This window comes from Brevibacillus sp. IT-7CA2 (assembly GCF_949767855.1).
GTDB lineage: Bacteria > Bacillota > Bacilli > Brevibacillales > Brevibacillaceae > Brevibacillus.
The window spans coordinates 59588-83809 of record NZ_CATKQT010000002.1; the positions used below are offsets into that span (position 1 = coordinate 59588).

The following is a 24222-nucleotide window of genomic DNA, read 5'->3' on the forward strand; positions in this document are numbered from 1 at the left end:
GGTGGGAGTTAGATGGCTTTATTCCGACGAAAGCAAGAGCAGACAGCGCCAGGGGATGAGACAAAGCAGACGACACTCGCTGCCACATTAGCAGCTCCTTCCTTCAATCCGTACATCGACGAGCTGGCTGAGCACTACAAGACCCGACTCTTGCGGGAGACTAATCTGGAGAGACTGACCAGCCTTCGTTCAGATGAGATGCGCCTCGCAATCGAACGTCTCGTCTCCCAATACATGTCGGAAGAAAAAGTAGTCATTCCGCGAAATGAAAAGGATATCCTGCTGACTCGTCTGATCAATGAATCGGTAGGGCTTGGCCCACTTGAACCGCTGCTCGCCGATCCGGAAATCACGGAGATCTCGATTAACGGACACAACCTGGTATACGTCGAGAAACGAGGAAGGCTGGAATTAACCGATTTAAAATTTCGCGACGAGGAACATTTACGGCATATCGTGGACCGGATTGTGGCACCGCTTGGACGACGAATCGATGAAAGCTCGCCGATGGTCGACGCCCGTCTGAAGGATGGAAGCCGCGTGAATGCCGTCATCCCTCCGATCAGTCTCAATGGGACACTCGTTTCGATCCGTAAATTTCGCAAAGAGCCTTTCTTGATGGATGATCTGATGCAATTTGGTTCTTTCAATGAAGCGATGTCTCAGTTCATTCAAGCCGTGGTGGAAGCCAAAATGAACGTACTGATCTCGGGTGGTACTGGTAGTGGTAAGACGACGCTGCTGAATGCGACAGCAAAAGCCATTCCGCACTATGAACGTGTCATTACCATTGAGGATTCGGCCGAGTTGAAGCTGACTCACCCCAACTGTATTGGGATGGAGGCACGCCCGCCCAATATGGAGGGAACAGGGGAAGTCACGATCCGTCAGCTCGTGCGAAACTCCCTGCGAATGAGGCCAGACCGCATCATCGTCGGGGAGGTACGGGGGCCAGAGGCATTCGATATGCTACAGGCCATGAATACCGGACATGAAGGATCGCTTACCACCGTCCACGCCAACTCACCACAGGATGCCTTCAATCGTTTGGAAGGGATGGTCGTCATGGCCGGGATGGATTTGCCCTCGACGATTGTCCGTGAATATATCGTCAGTGCGCTGGATATCATCGTCCAGGTCACACGCCTGTCAGACGGAACACGTAAACTCGTTTCGATTTCGGAAGTAGCGAAAACGGAAGACAAACGGGTAGAGGTCAACGAGATTTTTCGTTTCCAGCGGAAGGGGATCGGCGCGAAAGGGGAAGTCCTTGGCTACTTTACGGCAACCGGAGTAATCCCACGGTGCTTGGAGAGGCTCCAAGTTTTTGGAATCCATCTGGATGAATCCATATTCAGGGCGGAAGGAGGGAAGCAGCGTGACCATGCCTATTCTGTTTAGTCTCGCGGTGTTGTTTGGCATCTGGGGCATCTACGAGTATCTCGGTTATCGGGCCAAGAAGACCGAATGGAAAAAGAAAGCGGAAGAATGGTTCGAGGTGAAGGGAAAACGAAAAAGCGTCGTCATCGTTTGGGGAGACAAATTTGACCAGACGCCCTATGCCAAAGAAATCCAAAAAAAGCTGATCAAAGCGAACTTCCCGCTGGCTCCCTCAGAGTTTTACGGAATTTTGATCGTAGGTACCATGGGGCTCGCCTTCTTGCTCAGTAACGTTGTGAATATTTCTTTTCCTTTTAACATCATTATCGGTGCAGTGGTCATGTATCTCATACAGAACGTGCTGTTCTTTGTCCGACGCAACAAGTACCAGGAACGATTGAATGAACAGCTGTCCGAAGTGTGTCGCCTTTTGGCCAACTCGCTGCGTGCGGGTCTTACGCTCTCGCAGGGGATCTCACTGGTAGCCAAGGAGATGAATTATCCCGCTGGTGATGAGTTTAGTCGCATGGCGCGTGAGCTGCAGCTAGGCGTCAGCTTTGACCGGGCGCTTGCTGACATGGAAAAACGAATACCGACGCGAGAATTCCGTATCTTTACTGCTACCCTGCTGATTCAACGGCGTGCAGGGGGGAATTTGAGCCAGGTGCTGCAAGAAATGGCGGAGACATTGGAGGATCGCCGCATCGTGAATCAGGAAATCAAGACGATGACGGCGGAACAGCGATACGTCTCTATCTTGGTGCCGATCATGCCAATAGCCCTGGTGCTGATGATGAACATGATGAACAAAGGCTTCATTGATCCGTTGTTTTCCGGATTTGGTCTTTTTCTTCTGGGGTTGTTTGTAATCGGAACTCTCTTGTCCTATATCCTCGTAAAGAAAGTGACCAACATAAAGGTGTGAAAACATGGATGCTCTCATAATTACATGCGTGTTCTTGTTTCTATTGCTGTTTGCGATCTGTCTGAAGGAGTGGTATCGCTACTCCATCGAGAAGCAAAAACTGCTCGCACATGTCCATGAGATGAGCGGGCACAAAAACTACGGTGTGCGCAAGCAGGAAACCTCATCCGAGCGTCTGGTCAAACGATTGCTTCGGTATGGAGATGACTATGCTGTCATGGGGCAGCGCATCAACTTTTTCAGTGAGTCGCATGAGGTTGAGGATTGGTTGCTAAGGGCTGGGCGGCCGCTAGATTTGACCGTCGCCCAATTCCAAGGGGTCAAAATTTTCATGGCTCTGCTCGGCATTATTGCCGGCACGCTGTTTTTCATTCTCCGCTTTCCCTTATCGCATCTAGGTTTGATCGGCTGGCCGTTGATTGGCTACTTTTTGCCCATCCTTCTGTTGAAGAAAAAAGCGCGCGATCGTCAACATCAGCTTCGCTATGACCTGCCTGAATTTCTCGACACCGTAAGCGTGACTCTTCAGGCGGGGGTGAGTCTCGATCAGGCTTTGCGCGAAGTCATCAAGTTTTTTGATGGGCCGATTCGGGAAGAATTTTCCCGATTCAATCAAGAGCTGGATCTCGGTGTACAGAGGGAAAAGGCGTATGAACAATTGCTGCGACGCAACGACAATCCGGAGTTTCAGATGCTGATCAAAGCGCTCATTCAGGGGATGCGCCTGGGGGTGCCGATTGCCGTCACGTTCAAGGCACAGGCGGAAAACATGCGGAGAATCCGCAAAGAGTTGATCAAGGAAAAGGCGGCCAAGGCGTCGCCAAAAGTAACCCTGATCACCACGTTTGTCGTGACTCCTACAGCGATTATCCTGATTGGCGGTTTGATGGTATTGAATATTTTAGAGAACTTCAGTTTGTTCTCCGACATCATGCCATGATCCATGGCCTCACTTTTAGGAGGTGATGCCCGTCAGCGAGATGGGAGTGCACAGTTCTTTATTTATTCATCATCCAAATAATGAGGGGAGTAGATTTTATATGAAAAGCATGATGCTGAAATGGTATGCAAAAGGTCAAGGAGCTCTGGGAAACGAAAAAGGAGCGCAAGCAATTGAGTGGATCGCATTGGCGGGTGTGGTGATCGCTGTGTTTGGAGCGGTGATTACTTACTTTAATGGTAACCCGGCACTTGTTGGCGAATCGATTGGGGATACGCTTAGCAATATCATCAAAAAATTAGACGGAAATTAATCAACAATTGAATGCTTTTTTGTTGATGAGCATATGGAAAAGAGGTGGTGAAGGAGTGTTTCTTCACCACCTGAACCCATACATAGCAAGTCGAAATTAAGCAGGAGGTAGCACTTTGATGAGACTCGTGAAGGGAATAATTGCAGTGATCCTCCTGTTGAGCCTGTTAACGGCGTGTTCGCAGGAGGCAGATAATCAGCCGGATGCACCTCAGAACACAGAGGGGCAAAATCCTTCTGTTCCACCAAGCACGGAAACACCGCCTACGCAAAGCCAACCGCCAGACCAAACAGGAGAGCCAAATGCCGAGATGACGCGAGAAGAGAAAGTAAAAGCGTTGGAGGCAATGGCACAGGAAGGAATGCCGCTAAAGCGGGAAAAGACAGCGGACTTCGTCAATTCGCCGCCAGGACGTTTTTCTGGGGTTTCGTATGACAACAACAGGGAAGAAGTATTGCCTGAACTTAAAAAGTTCCCTACTGTTGAAAACCCAGACGAAGAAATGATTAACCAATACTATCTTGCCTTGTTGGGGCTGTTTGCCCAGAGCTATCCCGATCCGCAACAGATCATGGATGAATTGAAAATGGCCTCATTTGGGAATCCGGACATCGAAGATCCGCGGTTCAAGTTTAAGGAAAGCTACAATGTGGAGATTATCCTGGATGCGAGTGGCAGCATGGCGGCAAAATCGAACGGCAAGACGAGGATGGATGCTGCCAAAGAAGCGATTCAAGTCTTTGCTGAATCTTTGCCGGAACAGGCGAATGTCGCACTGCGTGTATACGGGCAAAAGGGCAGCGGAAAAGAGTCGGATAAAGCACTATCTTGCAGCAGTAGTGAGCTGGTGTACGGGATGCAGCCTTACAACAAAGAAAAGCTACAGCAATCTTTAAATCAGTTCCAACCTACCGGATACACTCCGATTGCCTACTCTTTGCAGGAAGCGAAAAAGGATTTAAGCAAATTGCCTGGAGATAAGAACACCAATATGATCTTCCTCGTCAGTGACGGAATCGAAACGTGCGATGGTGACCCTGTCGAAGCTGCCAAACAGCTGGCCCAATCCGAGATTACGCCGATTATTAACGTGATTGGATTTGGTATAGACGGTCCGGGGCAGCAGCAGTTGAAAGAAGTCGCAAAGGCAGCGGGAGGCCGCTATGTTCTGATTCAAGATCAGAAGGAACTGCAGGAAGAATTCAATCGTGGGAAAGAAATCGCGAACAAGTGGAAAGAGTGGAAAGCCAATGCATCCTATCAAGCCGTATCCACTCGTAGTTCTCGTTCGATCGACATTAGTCACTTTGCTTTGAAATGGAGCCGTATCGCTAAACGTGAAAATCATGATCTAACATCTGCGATCATGACCATGGATGCAAACAACATGATTTCAGATGAGTTCGCCGATCATCTGCGGAAGTTGAACGATGAGCAGCTGGAAATCGCCCAGAAAAAGGCAGATGAACTGGAGCAATTCCTGGATACCTTGAACGAGAAGTCCTATAAGGAAGCCGTGGATGCGATCAACCAGAAGTTTGCTCAAAATACGAAAACGAACTAGAGACGAAATCTCCAAAAGGAGGTTTGTAAAGTGAGAAAATGGTTAAGAGGCCCAACGGCAGCGGCTACTTTCGCCTTTCTGATTCTTTTGATGAATCTGTTTCCGCTGGTGGGCCTGGCAGCTTCCATTCAGTATCAAGGGCTGCAATACGAGGCCCCGAAGTGGGATCAGCCAAATCTGGAGTCGCCACAATGGGAGCAGCTCAACCCACAAGCGCCGCAGTGGGAACAAATAAACCCACAGGCTCCTGATTGGGAAAAGCTGAACCCGCAGGCGCCGAACTGGGATCGAACGAATCCGCAAGCCCCAAATTGGGATCGGATAAATCCGCAGGCACCTGATTTGCAGGGGCCAAGCGTCAATCACTCGAACCCGCAAGCGCCAAATGCAAATGCACCTGCACCAAATGTACAGATGCCTGCTTCGCAGCAACCCGGCGTCAATCCAGATAGCTCGAAACCGATGACAGAGACGCTTGAATACGGTGCAGTCAAATGGACGTTCAAGGACGTCATGGGTGGTACGCTGGCATATAGCGCTGATTTGCTTATGAATGGCGAAGTAGACATGGCAGCGGGACTTCGTGGTAAAGGCTTGTTCTTGGGGGATCTGGCGATAAAAGGCCTTGATCTTGCCTTCAAGAATACGCCGTATGTAAACACAGTAACAGGCTTGGGTGTCGATTCACTCGACGGGATGAACGCGTGGGCCAACTATCAATTTGTGTTGGCGCAATTGCCGAATAACAGTTTTCGGGATATTTTCCAAGGCGGTCAGCTGACGAATTCAGCAAATCCATCCGGCGTCAGAATGCCGGGGATCGTGAAAGGCTTAAATGTGGGCGTAGCAGCGATTAGCCTTCCATTTGACATCATGGATACGATCGGCAGCTTTGGCATGGCGTTTGATCCGAGCCAGAATGAAGCTACACAAAATGAGAAATTTGTGGATGGCGCCGGTAATTTCGGCAGTGTGCTGATGGATGCAGGGGTCATTGCTTCCGTCATACCAGGTGGGCAGGCGGTAGGCGGTGTGCTTGTTGTCACCGGTGCGGTTTTGTGGGGATTGAGCAAACTCGTGAAGTACGCTGACAAGTTAGCCGGAGGAGCGATTACCCGTGGAATCCGGGATGGGGTCGGAAAAGCTGTTGGCTGGGTAAAATCCTTATTTGCGTAACGGAGGTCCTTGCTTATGAAAGTCGTGAATACACCACAGGTTCAGGCTCAGATCGAGCGGAATAAGCGTTTTTTAGAGAGGACAGAGCTGTATAATTACCCGGCCTACGTAGACGGAGAATATTACTACCATGTCGCGTACTGGAGATGGGGGAAAAAAGACGCTGTCGGGTACTTGGTGCTGCGACCGGATGGTGAAGTGGTTCGTCGCAATGAAGCAGAGCCCGTAGTGAAACTGTTTTTGGTACATGCACATGCGGGGCGCAAGATTAAGAACAATCTGGCCATTGATAAGGATAAGCCGATCGAGATGTACGAGCAAAAATACGAGTATCTGAGGGCGCTTTTGCCCAGCTACCAGAATAAGATGGACACTGTGATACGGCAAGATACAGAGAAGCTGATCGACGTTTGCAAAACCATGATGGAAAGCCGAGACCAGCTGCGTGCTATTTATGATCGAGGGATGAATCTGCTCAATCAATTTTTCGCGCGCAACTACGTCATCGCGGGAGAAGAAACGGCATTACGGGATGTGTTATTTGAATCCGACTACATTTTGTATGATCGCATTCGCAAGCAGGTGCTGATCAAAGATTCTGTGGATCGGCTTTACCAGTTTTTCCAATCCGATCGAGTAGAACTGGATCGGGTACAGGAGCAGAAACGAAAAAAGCTGAGCGACTTGCTCTCTGTTTATAAAGACAAAACGCTGCGAAATATTGCCGATGAATCCGTGAAAAGCTTTGAGACGCATACAACAGGGAAACATGAGTCTTTCCATTCGGTTGAACAGTTGCGAGAGGCCCACGAGAAGCTTAATATGACCATCTTGGAAAACGGGCTGATGGATAAGCTGCGAAACCCTTAACAGGAAAGGTGAGAGATACCCATATGCATCCCTTCAAAGAAAGCATCCGTTTTTATGCACGGAACATCGAATCGTTGCTGCTCTTGTCCGCCGTGCTCGTGGTTCCATTTTTTATCATCCACAACTTTACGCTGAACTACCTGAATCTGATCGCCGCGATCACGGGCGCCAAATTCGTCGCAAGCTTTTTCAATCTGTTTTTACTTCTTCTGTTCTTGCTGATCCTCCAGATCCCTTTTGCCCAGTATGTCCAAAGTGATTTGGACGGCGATGAACGTCCGATTCGAAAAGCATTTCGGACTTTTTTTGAACACAGCTTTTCCGTATTCGTATTTGGGATCGTGTTTAGCTTTCTTGTCTCTACAGGAATGATGCTGTTCATGATACCCGGGTTGATTCTGATGATCTTGTTCTATTTGACGCCGTTTTTTGTGGTGCTGAAAAAACAATCTGCTTGGCGCTCTTGGCGAGCTGCCTTGGAAATGGGCAAAAAGCACTTCTTCCAAATCTTTGGCTTGTTGCTAATGGTGAGTGTGGTGGAATGGCTAATCAGTATGGCGGGCTTGTTCCTCGTCACGTCGATTACAGCGACTTTCGGGGCGGTTATGTTTATTGAGTTGTTGCTTAATGTGATTGTTCTTCCGTTTTTTGCAGTCATGTTCATGATGTACGTCAATAAATGGAAGGACGAGGCGGCAGGAGCGGAAGCTGCTGTGGCAGGGGGATTGCTGCTCGATGAAAGGTAGCTTGCAAATAAGTTCGAGAGGAGATGAGCGAAGAATGCGCCTGAAGAAGATCGTTTCCAATGAAAAGGGCTCGGTCACCGTAGAGTTTATCGCCATACTGCCGTTCGTCTTTCTGATCATGCTGATTTGCTGGCAGTTTCTTGTGGGTGTCTACGGCGTAATCATCTCTCAGTCGGCAGCAAATGAGGCGGCGAAGGTGTACGCCATAACGGGAAACTCGGGAGAAGCCATACAAGCTGCCAAAAACGTGGTGAACGCGGCAGGAGGCTACATTTCCTTCAATGAGGGCGATATCACATGGGATGGCGACGGATATTTTACAGCCAAGGTCGGCGTACAGATGGAGCTGGGGTTTCTTCCTGACTGGCTCTATATCAAAGAGGAAGACCGATATATCTCATTTGATCGGGAAATGAAGAGCAGGGTGATGAACTAGATGGTACGTATACTGCGTCACTTGCAAAATGAACGTGGAAATATGACGATCTTTACCCTGACGATTTACTGGTTTATGTTCATGCTGGTGTTTGTTGCGCTTTTCAACTTTTCGACCATTTTTGTAGACAAGGAGCAGGCGTCGAACAGTGCGCAGCAGGCGAGTATTGCGGCGGTGAAGGATATTTATGATGAGATGGATGATGCAATTAAAATATACGATGCGTCACCCAATCGGTATTATAAACAAGATTATCTCACACCCAGAATAATAGCTGCTAAGAGCCCGCTGAGAGCGTCACACCCCGATTGGTCTCATAGTGAAATTGAATATGGCGCGATTGACTCGGTATTGAGCAACGCATTGCCAGGTAATTATGAGTTGCAGGTATATGTAAGTCTAGGGTTGCGTAACGCGGCTAGTCAAATTCCTGGAGTGGTTGCCAAAGTGCTATCGGATAACCATGCAACGCTCAGCGGCTCGTCCGTCAAATTGTTCAACAGTGACAATCGGATTGAAGTAACAACTTCTGTAAAGTACGAATCGGAATCGATGGGGTTTGACTTCATTCCTGCCTATTCCGAGCAAATCTACCAGACAGGAGAAAGCAGACGGATCGATTTTATTGATGAGGTGAACGACTGGTTTTACATCAATATCCCTATTCTTGGATGATGATGGTTGGAGGAAATGGCATGACTAGACATCTGGCGTTCATCCGAAAGAAAAACGCGACGATCTGATCAACAAGGCAACAAGGCAAGGAGGATATGACCGAATGCGTAACACCAAAATGCGGATGTCGCTCTTGATCAACAGCATCATGATCATGCTGCTGCTTTCGGGCTGTTCACTGGGCGCAATAGGAGCGAGTACAGGGATCCGGCAAAATCAATGGCCGCAGACGACACAGGAATTGATTGCTTCACAGCCCGGACCGCTTGCTGGCACACAATTTTTCCATGCAGCTTATCCGCATCGAGCTGAGATCATACAGGTTTTGGATAAAATGCCTACCCTGGTCGACGGGATGAATGATGCTTACTTGGATTTGTACTGGAATCAATTGATCACCCTATTTGCCGAGGATTATCTCAGTCCCCAGATGGTTGTAGACCGCTGGAGAATGGCTTCGTATGGCAGTCCTGACATCGAGGACGCCCGCTTTCAGTTTCGGGAAAATTTCAACGTAGAAATCATCCTGGATGCAAGCGGCAGCATGGCTGGGAAAATTGGGGACAAAACGAAAATGCAGCTCGCCAAGGAAGCGATCCAGGAATTCGCAGAAGCACTGCCAGAAGAGGCGAGAATATCGCTGCGCGTGTATGGACATAAGGGCAGCAATGCGGATGAGCATAAACAGCTCTCCTGTGGCAGTAGTGAGATGGTCTATCCATTGCAAGCCTACGATGCGAAAGGTCTTGAGCAAGCACTTGGCATGTTTGAGCCGACGGGCTGGACATCCATTGCGCACTCCTTGCGTCTTGCTCAGGAGGATTTGGCGGGATTCGAAGCGGATAAAAATACGAATGTCATCTATCTGGTCAGTGACGGTATCGAGACGTGCGATGGCAATCCAGTGGCAGTAGCCAAGGAATTGTCCCAGTCCAAAATTATGCCGTTGTTAAACGTCATCGGCTTTGACGTGAATGCAGAAGGGCAGAAGCAATTGAAGGAAATTGCCCACGCGTCAGAAGGTTTGTATGCAAATGTGACGAACCGCGAGCAGTTCAAGCAAGAGCTGGAACGCGCGAAAGAAATTGCCCAGAAGTGGGAGCAGTGGAAACGGGATGCTTTGACAGAAGCTGACGCTGTGCTGATCGACCGCAAAAAATGGGTGGATGCTTACGACCGGGATTGGTACGAGAAAAACTGGCGGGAGAGCCTGAACATCGGAATGGCGATCGAGCATTTGTCTGCGAGTGGCAAGATTGGCAATGAAGCGAGGGAGTACCTTACTGGGAAAAGGCAAGAAAGAGAAGCGTTGGCTACACAGTCCAAGGAGGAGCTTACCAATTACTTGGTGAGTCTCACAACCGAGACCTATCAGGAAATGAGAGAGGAAATTGAGGATAAATACAGCGGAAACTAACAGCAATGGGTTCTCCGTTATAAAAGCGATTGCGGTCGCATCGGAGAACCCACTGTAAATGTAAAGGATTAGGGTGCGTCAATCATATGTGAACGTAACGACCTGTTGCAGGCCTGGGTCCACTCCGATTGCCACATCATTTAGGCCATCTGTGTAATAAAAGTAGCGCTTGGCGTCATTGGAATGAGCGTCAGAAGCTTTCACCAATTGGAAGTCGTTCGTCGCAAGCAGGTTTTTCGAGCGGATGAAATCTGATGCCGTCTTTTCCAAATCTGCTTCTGTCATCGTTTTTGTCGCCATTTCTCCGTTTATTCCAATAACGTCAATCGACAGGGAAAGAATTTGCTTTGACCTCGGTTCGATGATGGCGTGAAAGCCATGGACATCGCCACTCACAGGTTCGCGTTTCAGTACGGCGTGAACAGGTACACCTCTGTATACCGAATTGGTTGGGTCCTCCAGCGTGATTTCCCGATCAGTCGTATCAACATCCATCTGATAATATTGTCTAACAGCGGCTGCAGCGATTTGCGCCGCTTCTTCTTTTCCGAGCCCGTGTACTGTATCTGGTGAGCTGGAGGAGCATCCCATTAACAAAAAGACGAGAAGCGCCGTTCCCAGCCATGCGAACTTTTTCATTGTGAACCCTCCAGCCATCCCAAGTAATACGTGTAGTCTTTTTTTATCCTAACAGGGATTGTTTCGACTCCCTATCGATTAACCTTTCCATTACCTTACGATGTTGTAAGCTTCGAGAAAAATGTAGGGAGTGACAGGACTTTGGGCAAAAAAGACGAAAAATTCGGAGTATGAGCAGTGCATGTGAAAAACGAGGGGGCAAATGGAATGAACGCCATCGAGCTGAATCAAGCGCTTCAAATGTATGTGAGGACTGAGACCTTTCCCGTAGGAGTTAGCATCCGAAAAGAAGAAGCCGCTCTGCCGTCAAAGGCAAAGCGACCTGTCCGTGATCTAGGTTATCCGATTACGATTTGCCAAGCTGTCGGTTTTTCAAGGCGTTATGGCTGGAGCATCGCGATGAATGGAGCCGATCTGTCCTGTCCGATCGCGCAGGTGGCTTTTGGCTATGAAGAGCAGCCGGCGTTTTATACAGAGGGTCATCTCGCCTGTGGGATGTATACAGATTCACTGGAAAATGGGGCGAAAAGCGAGCTGGATGTTCCGAAATTTTCAGCAGAAGAAAGCGGCTACTACGTATCATTTCCACTGGAGCGAGCAGAGATCGAGCCAGATGTCATCGTGATTTACGGCAATGCGGCACAGGTCATGCGATTGGTGGCGGGGATGCTGTACAAGCGCGGTGGGTCGATTCCTTCCACCTTTTCCAGTCGGGCCGACTGTGCGGACATTGCCATCAAGCCGATCCAGACGGGACAACCGCAAGTGATCGTACCGTGTTATGGCGACAGATTGTTTGCCCAGACACAGGATCACGAGATGGCCTTCAGCTTTCATTTTCGCGATGCCGCCGAGCTGGTGGAGGGATTAGTCGGAACGCAAAAAGGCGGAATCCGCTACCCGATCCCGTCTTTCTTACGTTATCAGGCAGAGTTTCCGCTGACCTATCAAAAGCTTGCGGGTATGTTTGGAGAAAAAAACTAACCCTTCAGTCGGTTGAGCTGGAGCAGGTGATGACGATAGTGCATTTCTACGACGGCAAACCATTCCTTGGCCGTCAGCGGACCGAAGGCTGGGTGAGCCACCGTGTGATGCGCAGGAATTTCGTCCAGAGTCGGTTCCAGCTCTTTCATTTGTGTGAGCACGCTGATGAGTCCATCACGCAATTGCTCCTTGCTCTCTGGTTGTGCAGGTGTGTACTCCGGGGAGGCAGGGACTTTCACACGAACGGGAGGCAAGGATCCTTGAGCAAATATGGTCTGCCCGATCTCGGATTTTTCGGTACCTGCTTCTGTGACAGCAGGACCTCCTTGTCTACACTTCTCGATACTTCCCAGTTGAAAATACCGGGCAGATTGGATCAAGTGAAGGTACATTTGACCGATCGACCATTCATCTTCACTTGGTTTTTGCAAGAGTTGTTCCATGGTGAAGCCTTCTAATTCAAGCAGGTAGTGGTTTGTCACGTCTTCAAATTTGTTCACGATTTCCTTTGTATTCATGGGCGAATCAGCTCCTCTTGGTTTTCTTGCTTTTATCATATTCGAACGCTACTGACAGCAGTATGTCAGTAGCGTTCGAATAATTTTTTGGCTTCTTCGCGCATTCGGCTACGCAAGGATTCAGGCGTAAGAACAACCGCATCTGCCCCCAAACCAAGTACCCAAGACAATATTTCTTCCATTTGTCTGACTCGCAATCTGACGAGAAAGCCGTCCGGATGCTCCGTAATCTCTTCGATAAAAAAATAGCCCGATTCTTTTACCCGATCAGCGACAGCTGTGCTGATGACGATCTGCACCTCCAGCGACCGATCGTCGAGAGGCTTGTATTCATCAAAATGGAAATGGTCAGGGAGGATAAAGCGGTCTTCCAAAACGATCAGGCCGCTCATGCGTGACAGGCGGAATCGACGAATATCCTGTCGCAGATCGCAATGAGCGAGTAGTATCCAAGAACCACGAATCAGCACCAGGCCATATGGAGCAACATCACGCACTGTTTCACGATCGTCATCCTCCCCAGGCGTACCCCTCCGATAGCGGAACCGCACCTTCCGCTCATTGATGATCGCTTCGTGGAGAAGTTGTGCATGCGCTTTTTCCTGCTCGCGCAGATTGTTTGCTCTGGGGCTTACGAGGCGAAAGGTTGAGCGGATACGGCTGGCTTGTTCGCCTACATCCGCAGACAGGATCGCTTCTACTTTGCGCTGTACAGCTCTTGCGTTATTGCCAAAGTTTTGGTCAAAAGCTTGCTCGACCAAGTCTGCTCCGATCAAGAGTGCAACGGCTTCTTCTACCGAAAAACTGACGGGCGGCAGAAAATACCCTTCCATTAACGAGTAGCCCTGACCTGGTGCCCCAACGATGGGGACGCCTGCTTCGCTCAATGCCTGCATATCACGATAAATTGTCCGGACGCTCGTCTCGAAGGTCGCGGCCAAATCTTCTGCGCGCAACGTTCCTTTTCGCTGTAGCTCCAGAACGATCGCCAACAAACGGTCTGTTTTATTCATGCGATGCTGCTGACCTCCTCACTATCCAGCTAAGCAACTTTATAAAAATGAATGGACATCTTTAAAATTATTTTATATTTACCCTACTTTTTATTTTAACAGTTTTCCCTATCCTACATGTGTAAGTGAAGGAGGAAGCTGTGAATGAAAAAGAGGGTTTTTTGGCTTGTCATTTTATCGCTGTTTGGATATATCGTTTTTCAAAAAATAACAGATGGACCACCTAATGTTGGCGGACATATCGAAACAGTGGGAGAGGCTACCGGTGTGGGTGTGGAGTACCAATCCATACAAATAGCAAAAGATCAAATTTATCAGGGAGACCTTCTTTTGGTCAATAAAGACTATCCGGTTCATGAGGCAGGGGTAAAAAACGATGTGGTTCGGTTGTCTGAGCATGAAGAACTGTTACAAGGCTATACTTTGCTCGATCATAGAATCGAAGTGTCGGAGCGTGTAGCCAAAGTATTCTTGGAGATGGTCGAAGCTGCGCAACAAGATAACGTGAGCCACTTTATCCTGAACAGCGGTTATCGAGGCATGGAAGAACAAGAGAAGCTGTATGAAGAAATGGGGCCAGCGTACGCGATGCCGAGCGGTTATAGCGAACATAATGTAGGTTCCGCGCTGGATATTGGATCGACGCAAATGAAAATGGAGCACGCCCCTGAAGGCAAGTGGCTGGAAGATCATTCGTGGAAATACGGTTTTATTTTGCGCTACCCGAAGGACAAGGTAGCCATTACAGGAACGGTATTCGAGCCTTGGCATTTCCGATATGTCGGTTTGCCGCATAGCGCGATCATGAAGGAGAATAACTTTTCGCTGGAAGAATACTTGGATTACGTAAAAGACAAAAGAAGTATCTCCGTGACAAACGATGGAAAGATCTATGAAATTAACTACTACCCTGTCGATCAAGAGATGACGATCAACGTACCGATTACGAGCAACTATGAGATTTCGGGTGACAACATGGGCGGTGTGATTGTAACAAGCTACGTGAACTAAAGAAAAGAAGGAGTGAATCCTATGAAGAAATTGACTGTCGCGATTTTGTTTGGGGGATGTTCCTCGGAGTATGAAGTATCCCTTAAATCTACGAGTTCGGTGCTGGAAAGCTTGTGTCTGGAAAAGTACGAGGTGATTTTCCTAGGAATTACGAGGGAAGGGCAATGGCTACGATATACCGGCAACATCGAAAGCATTCGGAATGACAGTTGGCATCAAAGTGAGAAGTGTGTGCCTGCCTTTCTCTCTCCTTGCAGACAGGTGAAGGGAATTGTTGCAGAGGAGAACGGTACCATGACAGTCACGAAGGTTGATGTGGTGTTCCCGATTTTGCATGGCAAAAACGGAGAGGATGGAACGGTGCAAGGGCTATTGGAGCTCGCCGGAATTCCGTTTGTCGGTTGTCACACGCTATCCTCTGCGATTTGTATGGACAAGGATATCGCCCACACGTTGGCGGAAAGCTCCGGTATCAAAACGCCAAGATCCGTTACCGTTTATCCAAATACTGATCTGGCGACGGTTCAATCTGCCACCGAAGCACTGGGATTCCCTTTGTATGTCAAACCGGCAAAGGCAGGGTCTTCGATTGGGATTACGAAAGCATACAGCCCATCAGAATTGGTCTTCGGGATAGAAAACGCTCTTCTGCATGATGACAAAGTAGTCATCGAGGAAAACATCGTGGGATTTGAGGTAGGCTGCGCGGTACTAGGAAATCGTGAGGTTATTGTGGGGGAAGTGGATGAGATCGAATTGCTCCAAGGCTTCTTCAATTATACAGAAAAGTATTCATTGGAGACTGCCCATATCCATGTCCCAGCAAGAATTGACGCGGAACTCGCTCATAAAATCAAGCAAACAGCCACCCATCTCTATCAGGTTTTTGGCTGTCGTGGCTTCGCTCGCGTGGATATGTTTGTCACACCAGACGGAGACATTGTGTTTAACGAAGTGAATACGATCCCTGGCTTTACCTCGAAAAGCAGGTATCCAAGCATGCTGCGTGCTGCGGGGATTTCCTATAAAGAACTTCTGGATACATTGATTATGCTAGCGTTGGAGGAGGACTAATCAATGACACAACTTCACGTCTCGACGATTTCTTTGAACAGCGACAATCTGCATCACGGCCATCTGATATTGGTGAATCGCCAGTACCCGATCCGTTGGCAAACAGACGACGGCATCCTGCTGAACCGCATGCGGCTGATTGACGGAGCACACAACAATATGATGCTGGAAAACACGGCTGCAAAGATGTTTGCCAAGCTACTGAAGGCCTGCAACGCAGAGCATACAATCGTGCCTGTCAGTGGTTTTCGCAGCAAGACGGAACAAAAAGATATTTATGATCAATCCTTGCTCGAAAATGGACAGGTGTTTACCAGTCAATATGTCGCGCGTCCGAATGAAAGCGAGCATCAGACAGGGCTTGCGATTGATGTAGGAGAGAAGAGGGAAGAGATCGATTTTATTTGCCCCTCTTTTCCTGATCATGGCGTATGCCGAATGTTTCGCCAACGTGCCAGTCAATATGGGTTTATCAAACGCTACGACAAAGACAAGGAACAGCTGACAGGGATTTCGGATGAGCCTTGGCATTTTCGGTATGTGGGCTATCCGCATGCTGTTTTGATGGAAAAGCTTCAGCTTTGTCTGGAAGAGTATATCGAGTATGTGAAAAACTACGAATTCCATCAGGAGCATTTGCTAGTGGATGATGAGCGCATTGAAATCTACTATGTAAAGGCTAGCGATACAGTTACGCACATTCCGATTGTTGCTGGTGAGAAATACGAAATATCGGGCAACAACGTGGATGGATTTATCATTACGGTGTTTCATCAGGAGGCACGTAATGAACGTGGGGAGTGAAAAGCAGTATGGCGGGCTGGATCGATTCCGAATCATTGCAGCGATCCTTGTCATCGCAATCCATACTTCTCCCCTGCTGTCCATAAGCGAATGGGCTGACTTTACACTGACACGAACAATAGCCAGGGTGGCGGTTCCGTTTTTCTTTATGTGCACAGGATTTTTCTTCTTGCAAAAGCTTGGCACTGATCGCAACAGAAATGCGAATTTGCTGAAGCCGTTTTTATGGAAAGTAGGAAAGCTATATTTGCTTTCGATCCTACTCTATCTTCCTGTGAATGTGTATGCAGGGTATTTTACGGATCAATTTACCGTATTTTCAGCAGTGAAAGACCTCTTGTTTAACGGGACCTTGTATCATCTGTGGTATTTCCCTGGCATCATGCTGGGGGTGTGTATCAGTACCTTTTTGTATACAAGACTATCCGCATGGAAAACGTTTTGGGTGACTTTGCTGCTGTATGGCATCGGGTTATTGGGAGACAGCTACTTTGGATTTGCACAGATGAATCCATATGTGAACAGTATCTATCAATCGATGTTTACCCTGTTTGATTACACGCGGAACGGTTTATTTTTTGCCCCTGTGTTTATTGTCATGGGAGGGATGATTGCCAATACCCGCAGGCGGAAAAAGAAAAAGGTCGCACCGTATGCCATCGGACTTGGAGTGTTCGGAAGCATGCTGGTAATGGAAGGCTTGCTTTTACACGCTTATCAGCTGCAACGCCATGACAGTATGTATATTTTTTTGATACCGTGCATGTATTTTCTCTTTCAACTACTGTTGTTCTGGAAAGGCAAAAATCGCCCAACGTTACGAAAGCTGAGCCTGTATGTTTATGTCATCCATCCGCTGTGCATTGTGCTCATTCGCGGAGCGGCCAAAGTGACGGGACTGACAGGGCCGCTTGTTGAAAATAGTTTGGTGCATTTTACACTGGTCACAGTGCTGTCGTTTGTTCTTTCTGTGATGGCGATGAAGGTGATCCAGCGCTTTCGAGGTGGGAAACCGGATCAACCAGGGCGAGCATGGGCTGATATCCATCTTCCTCATCTCCAACATAATGTAAGGGAAATCCAGCGGATTCTCCCGAAGGATTGTGCGATGATGGCAGTCGTCAAGGCGCAGGCATATGGCCACGGCGGATGGCAAATCGCGAAGTTCTTAAACAAGCTCGGGATTGATCACTTCGCAGTTGCCACAATCGATGAAGGAATCGAGCTAAGGAAGAAGGGCGTAAAAGGGGAGATTCTGGTGCTTGGCTATACCGATGAACGACGGATACGCCAAATGGCCCGTTTCAGACTGACGCAAACCGTAGTAGATGACGAATATGCCCAAAAACTGAATGGCTACAACGTGAAAATCCCTGTTCATATCAAGATCGACACGGGGATGGGGAGACTCGGGGAATCTTGGGAACACACAGAAAGAATTGCGGCCATGTATCGCTATAAAAATTTGCAGGTATGCGGTACCTTTACGCATCTGAGTGTGGCTGACAGTTTGGAAGCTTCGGATATCGATTACACGAAAAATCAAATCGCCCGTTTCCAGAAAGTGATCGATCAGCTGAAAGAAAAGGGGATCGATCCACAGAAGCTGCACGTTCAAAGCAGTTACGGCGTGCTGAATTACGGGGAGCTGCAATACGATTATGCTCGGATTGGGATCGCTCTCTACGGGATGTTGAGCAAGCAGGGAGATAAGGTAAAAACAAGCGTCGACCTACGACCTGTGTTATCACTGAAAGCAAGAGTTGTACAGGTGAAACAGGTGGAAAAAGGAGAATCCGTGGGCTATGGACGCGCCCACACAGCGCACAAAGACAGCAAGATTGCCATCGTATCCATCGGATATGCAGACGGGGTTCCGCGCATGCTGTCACAATCGGGCGCTACCTGCTTGATCAGAGGAAAAAGGAGACCAATTATTGGGTTTGTCTGCATGGATCAGCTTATTGTAGATATTACAGATATGGAAGAGGTGCAAAAAGGTGATGTTGTGACCTTTATCGGCAGAGATCAAGAAGAGGGTATCACTGCCGAGGAAATGGCCCATCAATGTAAAACCATTACGAACGAACTGGTAAGCCGTTTGGGAGAACGCGTTAAAAGAGTCTATCATGATTGATCTCTGGACGAAAATTGGGATAGGGAGTGGTTCATTTTTTCCATGGTGAAGAGGAGACATAGTTTTCGTTCCAAAATGCTTGGGCTTCTTGGGCTTGGCATGCTTCTGGCCGGTATCGTAACCTTTCTGCTCTATAAAGTACTCCAGTTTTACTATCGGATGGAGGTTAAGTACGAAGATCCGCTCGCCCAGGTTCGCCGTTTCATCAGGGAGATGGGGGATATCAATTTCTTTTTGCTTGTCTTTGCTCCCATTGCGATCTTGTATTTCTATCTCCTGACCAAACGGTATGCGGGCTACTTTCGGGAGATTTCCACGGGCATTCATTATCTCGCCAGTGGAGACTTTACACGGCATGTCCATATTCCATCCAATGATGAGTTCGCAGATATCGCCAAGGATATCAATCTGGCAAGTGAAATGCTGCAAAAGGCGGTAGAAAGAGGAGATTTCGCCGAAAGCAGCAAGGATCAGCTTGTTTTGAATCTGGCGCACGATTTACGCACACCGCTGACATCCGTACTGGGTTATTTAGATTTAGTTTTACGAGACGAGCAGATGCCAAAAGAACAAATGCGGCATTATGCGACGATTGCTTTTACCAAGTCGCAACGATTGGAAAAGCTGATTGATGAGCTCTTCGAAATTACGAGAATGAATTACGGCATGGTCAACCTCGAGCAAAAGGTCATTGATTTGAGTGAATTGCTTGTCCAGTTAAATGAAGAGATGTATCCTTCCTTTGAGAAAAATGAGCTGGTCGCGCGGTGTACGATTGTTGCTCATTTAGTGATCGTGGGAGATGGAGAGCTTTTGGCGCGCGTATTTGAGAATATCTTGACCAACGCGGTACGCTATGGAGGAGATGGCCAGTTTATCGATTTGAACGCTTATCGTGAGGACGATGAAGTGGTAGTACAAATCATGAATTACGGTAACCAGATACCTGAGGATGCGCTACCGCATATTTTTGAAATGTTTTTTACGGGCGATAAAGCGCGAACGCATCAAGGGGGAGGCACAGGACTCGGCCTGTTTATTGCCAAAAATATCGTCGAGAAGCATCGGGGAACGATCTCAGTCCAAAGTGATTTGATTCGAACGTGTTTTGAGGTCAGGTTGCCAAACGAAAGCAGGGGCTATCCAGAAAGTCAGTGAGTACGACTTTCTGGATAGCCCCTTTGCTAGTACGGCTTGATAGATTTCATTTAAATTAAATTCTCCGGATTCAAGCCTTCCAGCTCTGGCAACACAAAGATCCCGTCTTTTCTGATCAGCACATCGTCAAACCAGATTTCGCCGCCGCCGTATTCAGGGCGTTGGATTTGGACCAAGTCCCAGTGAATGGAGGAGCGGTTGCCGTTGTCTGCTACTGTGTAAGCATTCCCTGGCGTGAAGTGGAAGCTACCCGCGATTTTTTCGTCAAACAGGATGTCCAGCATTGGGTGGAGGATGTGCGGGTTGAAGCCGATCGCGAATTCTCCGATATAGCGTGCGCCCTCGTCAGTGTCGAGGATGTCGTTCAATGCTTTAGTATTGGAGCTGGTCGCTTCCACGATTTTGCCTTCTTTGAAAGTGAACTGAACATCATTGAAGGTAACGCCGTTGTAGATCGATGCCGCGTTGTAGAAAATCGTTCCTTCCACGGAATCGCGCACAGGAGCGGTGTATACTTCGCCATCCGGGATATTGCGTTTGCCGTCGCACTTGATGGCATTGATTCCTTTAATGGAGAAGCGCAGGTCAGTTTTTGGACCGACGATGCGTACACGATCGGTGCGCTCCATCAGCTCTTTCAACGGAGTCATGGCAGCGGACATTTTCGCGTAGTCCAGATTGCAGACAGAGAAGTAGAAGTCCTCAAAGCCCTCGACACTCATTTTGGACAGTTGCGCCATCGACTTGTTCGGGTAGCGCAGTACAACCCAGCGTTTGTTCGGAACGCGCTCGTTCGTATGTACAGGTTGATACAGGACGCGAGCGTAAATGCCCATTTTGTCTTCCGGTACGTCGGCATACTCGTTGATGTTGTCGTAAGCGCGGATAGCGATGTAAGCGTCCATGTCTTTCATCCGGTCATACTCGTATTTTGCCATCAGAGCCATGTGTTCTTCGCTCGTGCCTTGATAGAGTGCACGCATGATTTCCTGGTCTTTCAAGGTGACCAAAGGCAGAGCCCCAACTGCAAATGATTCACGCACAAGTGCACGAACGAGTTCAGGTTGCAGGCCTGTATTTTCAATCAGAACTTTTTCGCCTTTTTGCAAATGGAGTGAGTAACGGACGAGACGGCTTGCCAGTTCATTAATGCGTGGATCTGCCATAGGTGGTAACCTCCGTAGTAAAATAATTTTGATTAATGATTAATTTGTATTATTACACAACTGAGCGAAGGCTCGCCAGTGTGTTTGATGATTCGATTACAGGCAAGCCTCGTAGATCGCGATCACATCGGATTCATTCAATTTTCGTGAGCTAGGCAGATACCCGCTTCCGCGTCCGCCGATGCGAATCGCTTCTTCAGCCATTTGTGCCAGCGATTGTTTATTCACGCCGAAGTCAGACAGACGTTCTGTGATTCCCATGCGCTCATACCAACGTCGAACGGCTTCAATCGTTGCTCGTGCTGCTTCGCCGTCGTCCTCCACGGTAACGCCAAAGCAATGACGTCCCATACGGGCTAGTCTTTCGGGACGGTCTTGCAAAATTACCTGATCAAAATAAGGAAGGGACAGGATCGCCAGTCCACGACCGTGAGCCATATCGTAGATTCCGCTCAGCGGATGTTCAATTCCGTGCAACGGCATACCAGCACCACGACCGCCAGCAGCGAATGGACTGATGCCCAGCGTACTCGCCCACAAAAGGGTGGATCGTGCTTCTGCATTGTCTGGTTGCTGGATCGCTGTGATGGAGTGCTCGACGACGAGACGAATGAGTGTTTCGGAAATCCCGTCCTGAACATGGGTTCCTTCCGCGCTAATCAAATAATTTTCAAACAGATGGGAAAAGATATCGGCGCAAGATTCCGCTGTGACCCGAGCTGGAACGGTAAAGGTGATAGACGGATCAAGAATGGCAATCTTCGGGTAAAGTGCTGGGCCGTTTATCGAAGATTTTTCATGCGTGTCCCAATGAGTCAGGACGCTAATATGGTTGGCTTCCGAACCTGTAGCGGCTACTGTCGGGACGGTCATGATCGGCAGTGCTTCCTGAACGGGTACCAGCAATTGACCAGAGCCGCTCGGATTTCCCCGCATGTAATCGTAAATCGGGCGTCCAGAAACGGCTGCTGCCGCAATCGCTTTGGAGGCATCCATCACGGAGCCGCCACCGATAGCCAGAATGAAGTCACACTGATGCTCACGAGCAAGAGCAGCTCCGGCATCGACCGTTGCCGTACGCGGATTCGGTTCGATTTTGTCAAAAACAAGATACGCCACTTGAGCTTCCTGCAACAGAGCCTTGGCGCGGTCCAAAAGTCCTGTACGTTTGGCCGCATTGCCGCCTGTGACGAGCAATGCTTTTTGGCCCATCGATTTTGCTTCTTGGCCCAAACGTTCCAGTTCGCCCATGCCAAAGTAAATTTTGGTAGGAAAAGACACTTCAAATGGAAACATCTGAAATTCCTTCTTTCACGTATTGGTTGTACCACTGACAAGTTTATCATAAACAAAAGAAAAGAGCCTGCCCGAGGGGAAGGCTCTGCTTGTTCATGCAACGCGAAAGCGATCACTGATTTCTTGCAGACGCTCAGATAAGGATAGAAGCTCTGTAGCCAGTTGACGTGATTTTTCAATGGAAGTGAGCTGTTCGCGCGAAGCAACCAGCATTTCTTCTGTGCTGCTTTTGGTCTCTTGGGAAATGGCAACAAACGTATCCAATGCCATGTCTACGGTGTGCAAGCCTTCGGTTATGTCGGATAACCCCTCGTTGGCTATATGTAGCTCTCCCGTTGTCTGATCGACAGCTTGTCGAAGCTCAAGAAAAGCAGATGCAGCATCTGAGAGCTTTTGCAGGCTTTGCTGAAGCTGTTCGGATGCCTGTGAGGTTTCGGAGGAAATCGCATAGGTTTGTTCCTGAACAGCGTCCATCAGCCGCGTGATTTCTAATGTGGCATTTTCCGACTCACTGGCAAGCTTGGCTACCTCGTTGGCCACGACAGCAAATCCGCGCCCGTATTCGCCAGCACGGGCCGCTTCAATACTCGCATTTAAAGCGAGAAGCTTGGTTTGCTTCGCCACGTTTTGGATCAGATGAACAACATCTCCAATGGATTCTGATTGTCGACGCAGTTCAGTCATGCGGGTGTCGACCTGTGCGTAGGTGTGGGAGAAGCGGTTGATCATCGTGTTCAAATCATCGATACGATTTTGACCATTGTGGGTGACTGTCTGCATCTTTTTACCCGCTTCAATCACAGAGAAAATACGCGCAAACAAACCGTCCATCGATTGCTTTATGTGCTGAAAAGAGGTGCTGGCACCATCTGTTGAGGCAGCCGTTTGTTCGACGCCTTGGTTGACTGTATCGAGACGCAACGACAGCATCGACGAACGATCGCCTGCTTCATCGGCTGTTTGCCTGATGGCGATGCCGCCTTTGTTCAATTCCTCAATCATGAGTTGGAACTCGGCAATAATCTCGCACATTTGCTCTACCATGTGATTGAAGCTGTTTGAAATCCCGCGAATCTCTGGACCCTCGTTTTGCAAAAGGGAACGATGGGTGAGGTCGCCCGAGCTGACCTGTTGCATGGCCACAATCAACGTCTGAAAAGGCGCGGTTATCCCCTTCACAACCAGCAAGCACAGCAACAAAGAAAGGACCAGACTAGCGAGAATGGTCATCACGATGATTTTGGTTATCTCATGGAGAGGACCTAGATAGGACTCCTGCAAAACGTCTATGACGTATATGTAGCTCTCCTCAGGAGAATGGGTAAAGGCCAGTGTATGTATGTGGTTATCGACAGGGACATGAATCACGCCGAAGCGCTCCGCTTCCATACGTTTCGCGATATCTTGCGGGATTTCAATGGAGCCCTTTGTCACATTTTCAATGGGGTGAAAGGCTCCATTTTTGACCAGATATTGCTGGAGTACCAAGCCTTCCTGAGACAGATTGCTTTCTTGCTGTTGCAATTCGTATTGAAAGCGCTTTTGGTAGGATTGATCGTCGCTAGCGAAAGTGAACTTCAAAAGCGATATTTTTTCGGTAGTCTTGTCCGTTTCTGAGTCAAGGCGGGACTCCATTTGCGAAATCATCGCCTTTTTTGCCTGGGTGTAAAAGGTCCAGCCAATTATGCTGGAAGAAATGAGCAGGATGCACAGTAGTGGGATCGTCAGCTTGGTACGGAGCCGCACTTGCCTGTGTAAGCGAGAAAAGGGAGTGAGTAAATGGCGAAAGATAGCGTGCATCTCCAGTTGCCTCCTGATAAATGGATGGTCGAAAAGTCCTGAGACTAAGGACTATTGTAATAAGGAGATGTAAAGCCAGTATGGAGAACATGTAAACGAATGTTAACATCTATAGTTCGAAAAACATGCAGTAAATCCCGAACGTTTGTCGAAGTGTATTCCAGCATTTTTCGTTGATAA

23 protein-coding genes are annotated in these 24222 nt (G+C 48.5%); 17 read left to right on the top strand and 6 right to left on the bottom strand.

All coding sequences use genetic code 11. The annotated features are described in order from the left end of the window. Window positions 1-12 precede the first annotated feature (12 nt). From ACM6JA_RS01260 to ACM6JA_RS01310, 11 genes are all read left to right on the top strand, one after another. On the top strand, window positions 13-1401 hold the full coding sequence (locus ACM6JA_RS01260; RefSeq protein ID WP_414850820.1) for a CpaF family protein: 1389 nt from the start codon (window positions 13-15) through the stop codon (window positions 1399-1401). Continuing rightward, complete coding sequence (locus ACM6JA_RS01265; protein ID WP_414850821.1) at window positions 1379-2305, top strand: type II secretion system F family protein; 927 nt, start codon at window positions 1379-1381, stop codon at window positions 2303-2305. The genes ACM6JA_RS01260 and ACM6JA_RS01265 overlap by 23 nt, the downstream gene beginning before the upstream one ends. 4 nt (window positions 2306-2309) lie before the next feature. After that, on the top strand, window positions 2310-3245 hold the full coding sequence (locus ACM6JA_RS01270) for a type II secretion system F family protein (RefSeq protein WP_414850822.1): 936 nt from the start codon (window positions 2310-2312) through the stop codon (window positions 3243-3245). A 100-nt stretch (window positions 3246-3345) separates the two neighbouring features. Then, complete coding sequence (locus ACM6JA_RS01275) at window positions 3346-3558, top strand: hypothetical protein (RefSeq protein ID WP_007717266.1); 213 nt, start codon at window positions 3346-3348, stop codon at window positions 3556-3558. A gap of 118 nt (window positions 3559-3676) precedes the next feature. Beyond that, complete coding sequence (locus tag ACM6JA_RS01280) at window positions 3677-5122, top strand: vWA domain-containing protein (protein ID WP_414850823.1); 1446 nt, start codon at window positions 3677-3679, stop codon at window positions 5120-5122. Between the two features lie 30 nt (window positions 5123-5152). Further along, window positions 5153-6298, top strand: a complete 1146-nt coding sequence (locus ACM6JA_RS01285) for a hypothetical protein (protein ID WP_414850824.1) — start codon at window positions 5153-5155, stop codon at window positions 6296-6298. A 15-nt stretch (window positions 6299-6313) separates the two neighbouring features. Continuing rightward, window positions 6314-7168: a hypothetical protein gene (locus tag ACM6JA_RS01290; protein ID WP_414850825.1), complete on the top strand. Its 855-nt coding sequence runs from the start codon at window positions 6314-6316 to the stop codon at window positions 7166-7168. 23 nt (window positions 7169-7191) lie between these two features. After that, a complete protein-coding gene (locus ACM6JA_RS01295) occupies window positions 7192-7914 on the top strand; it encodes a hypothetical protein (protein WP_414850826.1) in 723 nt (240 codons plus the stop codon). A gap of 34 nt (window positions 7915-7948) precedes the next feature. Further along, window positions 7949-8350 carry a TadE/TadG family type IV pilus assembly protein gene (locus tag ACM6JA_RS01300; RefSeq protein WP_414850827.1) on the top strand — a complete coding sequence of 134 codons (402 nt, stop codon included), beginning with the start codon at window positions 7949-7951 and terminating at the stop codon, window positions 8348-8350. Further along, window positions 8351-9025 carry a Tad domain-containing protein gene (locus ACM6JA_RS01305; RefSeq protein WP_414850828.1) on the top strand — a complete coding sequence of 225 codons (675 nt, stop codon included), beginning with the start codon at window positions 8351-8353 and terminating at the stop codon, window positions 9023-9025. 103 nt (window positions 9026-9128) lie between these two features. After that, window positions 9129-10442 carry a VWA domain-containing protein gene (locus tag ACM6JA_RS01310; RefSeq protein WP_414850829.1) on the top strand — a complete coding sequence of 438 codons (1314 nt, stop codon included), beginning with the start codon at window positions 9129-9131 and terminating at the stop codon, window positions 10440-10442. A gap of 78 nt (window positions 10443-10520) precedes the next feature. Here the strand turns inward: ACM6JA_RS01310 and ACM6JA_RS01315 are convergent, their stop codons facing one another. Further along, the gene (locus ACM6JA_RS01315; protein WP_007717280.1) at window positions 10521-11081 is read right to left on the bottom strand and encodes a hypothetical protein; all 561 of its coding nucleotides are present in this window, start codon (window positions 11079-11081) and stop codon (window positions 10521-10523) included. Between the two features lie 207 nt (window positions 11082-11288). On the opposite strand from ACM6JA_RS01315, the gene ACM6JA_RS01320 reads away from it, so the two are divergent. Next, window positions 11289-12065: a DUF169 domain-containing protein gene (locus ACM6JA_RS01320; protein WP_414850919.1), complete on the top strand. Its 777-nt coding sequence runs from the start codon at window positions 11289-11291 to the stop codon at window positions 12063-12065. Here ACM6JA_RS01320 and ACM6JA_RS01325 read toward each other — a convergent pair. Then, complete coding sequence (locus ACM6JA_RS01325; RefSeq protein WP_414850830.1) at window positions 12062-12583, bottom strand: DinB family protein; 522 nt, start codon at window positions 12581-12583, stop codon at window positions 12062-12064. The two genes, ACM6JA_RS01320 and ACM6JA_RS01325, sit on opposite strands and share 4 nt — an antisense overlap. A gap of 65 nt (window positions 12584-12648) precedes the next feature. Continuing rightward, the gene (locus tag ACM6JA_RS01330) at window positions 12649-13596 is read right to left on the bottom strand and encodes a helix-turn-helix transcriptional regulator (protein WP_414850831.1); all 948 of its coding nucleotides are present in this window, start codon (window positions 13594-13596) and stop codon (window positions 12649-12651) included. Window positions 13597-13740: 144 nt separating this feature from the next. On the opposite strand from ACM6JA_RS01330, the gene ACM6JA_RS01335 reads away from it, so the two are divergent. From ACM6JA_RS01335 to ACM6JA_RS01355, 5 genes are read left to right on the top strand one after another with little or no spacing between them, the layout of a single operon-like run. Next, window positions 13741-14607: a D-alanyl-D-alanine carboxypeptidase family protein gene (locus ACM6JA_RS01335; protein ID WP_414850832.1), complete on the top strand. Its 867-nt coding sequence runs from the start codon at window positions 13741-13743 to the stop codon at window positions 14605-14607. A 21-nt stretch (window positions 14608-14628) separates the two neighbouring features. Then, complete coding sequence (gene vanG, locus ACM6JA_RS01340; RefSeq protein WP_414850833.1) at window positions 14629-15681, top strand: D-alanine--D-serine ligase VanG; 1053 nt, start codon at window positions 14629-14631, stop codon at window positions 15679-15681. 3 nt (window positions 15682-15684) lie between these two features. After that, a complete protein-coding gene (locus ACM6JA_RS01345) occupies window positions 15685-16485 on the top strand; it encodes a M15 family metallopeptidase (protein ID WP_414850834.1) in 801 nt (266 codons plus the stop codon). Beyond that, the gene (gene vanT / locus ACM6JA_RS01350; protein WP_414850835.1) at window positions 16469-18622 is read left to right on the top strand and encodes a serine racemase VanT catalytic subunit; all 2154 of its coding nucleotides are present in this window, start codon (window positions 16469-16471) and stop codon (window positions 18620-18622) included. Before ACM6JA_RS01345 ends, vanT begins: the two co-directional genes overlap by 17 nt. A 42-nt stretch (window positions 18623-18664) precedes the next feature. Beyond that, entirely contained in the window at window positions 18665-19780 is a 1116-nt protein-coding gene (locus ACM6JA_RS01355; RefSeq protein ID WP_414850836.1) for a sensor histidine kinase, read from the top strand. A gap of 50 nt (window positions 19781-19830) precedes the next feature. On the opposite strand, the gene ACM6JA_RS01360 is transcribed toward ACM6JA_RS01355, so the two are convergent. The 3 genes from ACM6JA_RS01360 to ACM6JA_RS01370 all read right to left on the bottom strand — a co-directional run bounded on the left by ACM6JA_RS01360 (window position 19831) and on the right by ACM6JA_RS01370 (window position 24042). Further along, the gene (locus tag ACM6JA_RS01360) at window positions 19831-20946 is read right to left on the bottom strand and encodes an aminopeptidase (protein WP_414850837.1); all 1116 of its coding nucleotides are present in this window, start codon (window positions 20944-20946) and stop codon (window positions 19831-19833) included. Between the two features lie 96 nt (window positions 20947-21042). Then, on the bottom strand, window positions 21043-22242 hold the full coding sequence (locus tag ACM6JA_RS01365) for an iron-containing alcohol dehydrogenase (protein ID WP_414850838.1): 1200 nt from the start codon (window positions 22240-22242) through the stop codon (window positions 21043-21045). Between the two features lie 93 nt (window positions 22243-22335). Further along, window positions 22336-24042 carry a methyl-accepting chemotaxis protein gene (locus ACM6JA_RS01370; protein ID WP_414850839.1) on the bottom strand — a complete coding sequence of 569 codons (1707 nt, stop codon included), beginning with the start codon at window positions 24040-24042 and terminating at the stop codon, window positions 22336-22338. Between the last annotated feature and the right edge of the window lie 180 nt (window positions 24043-24222).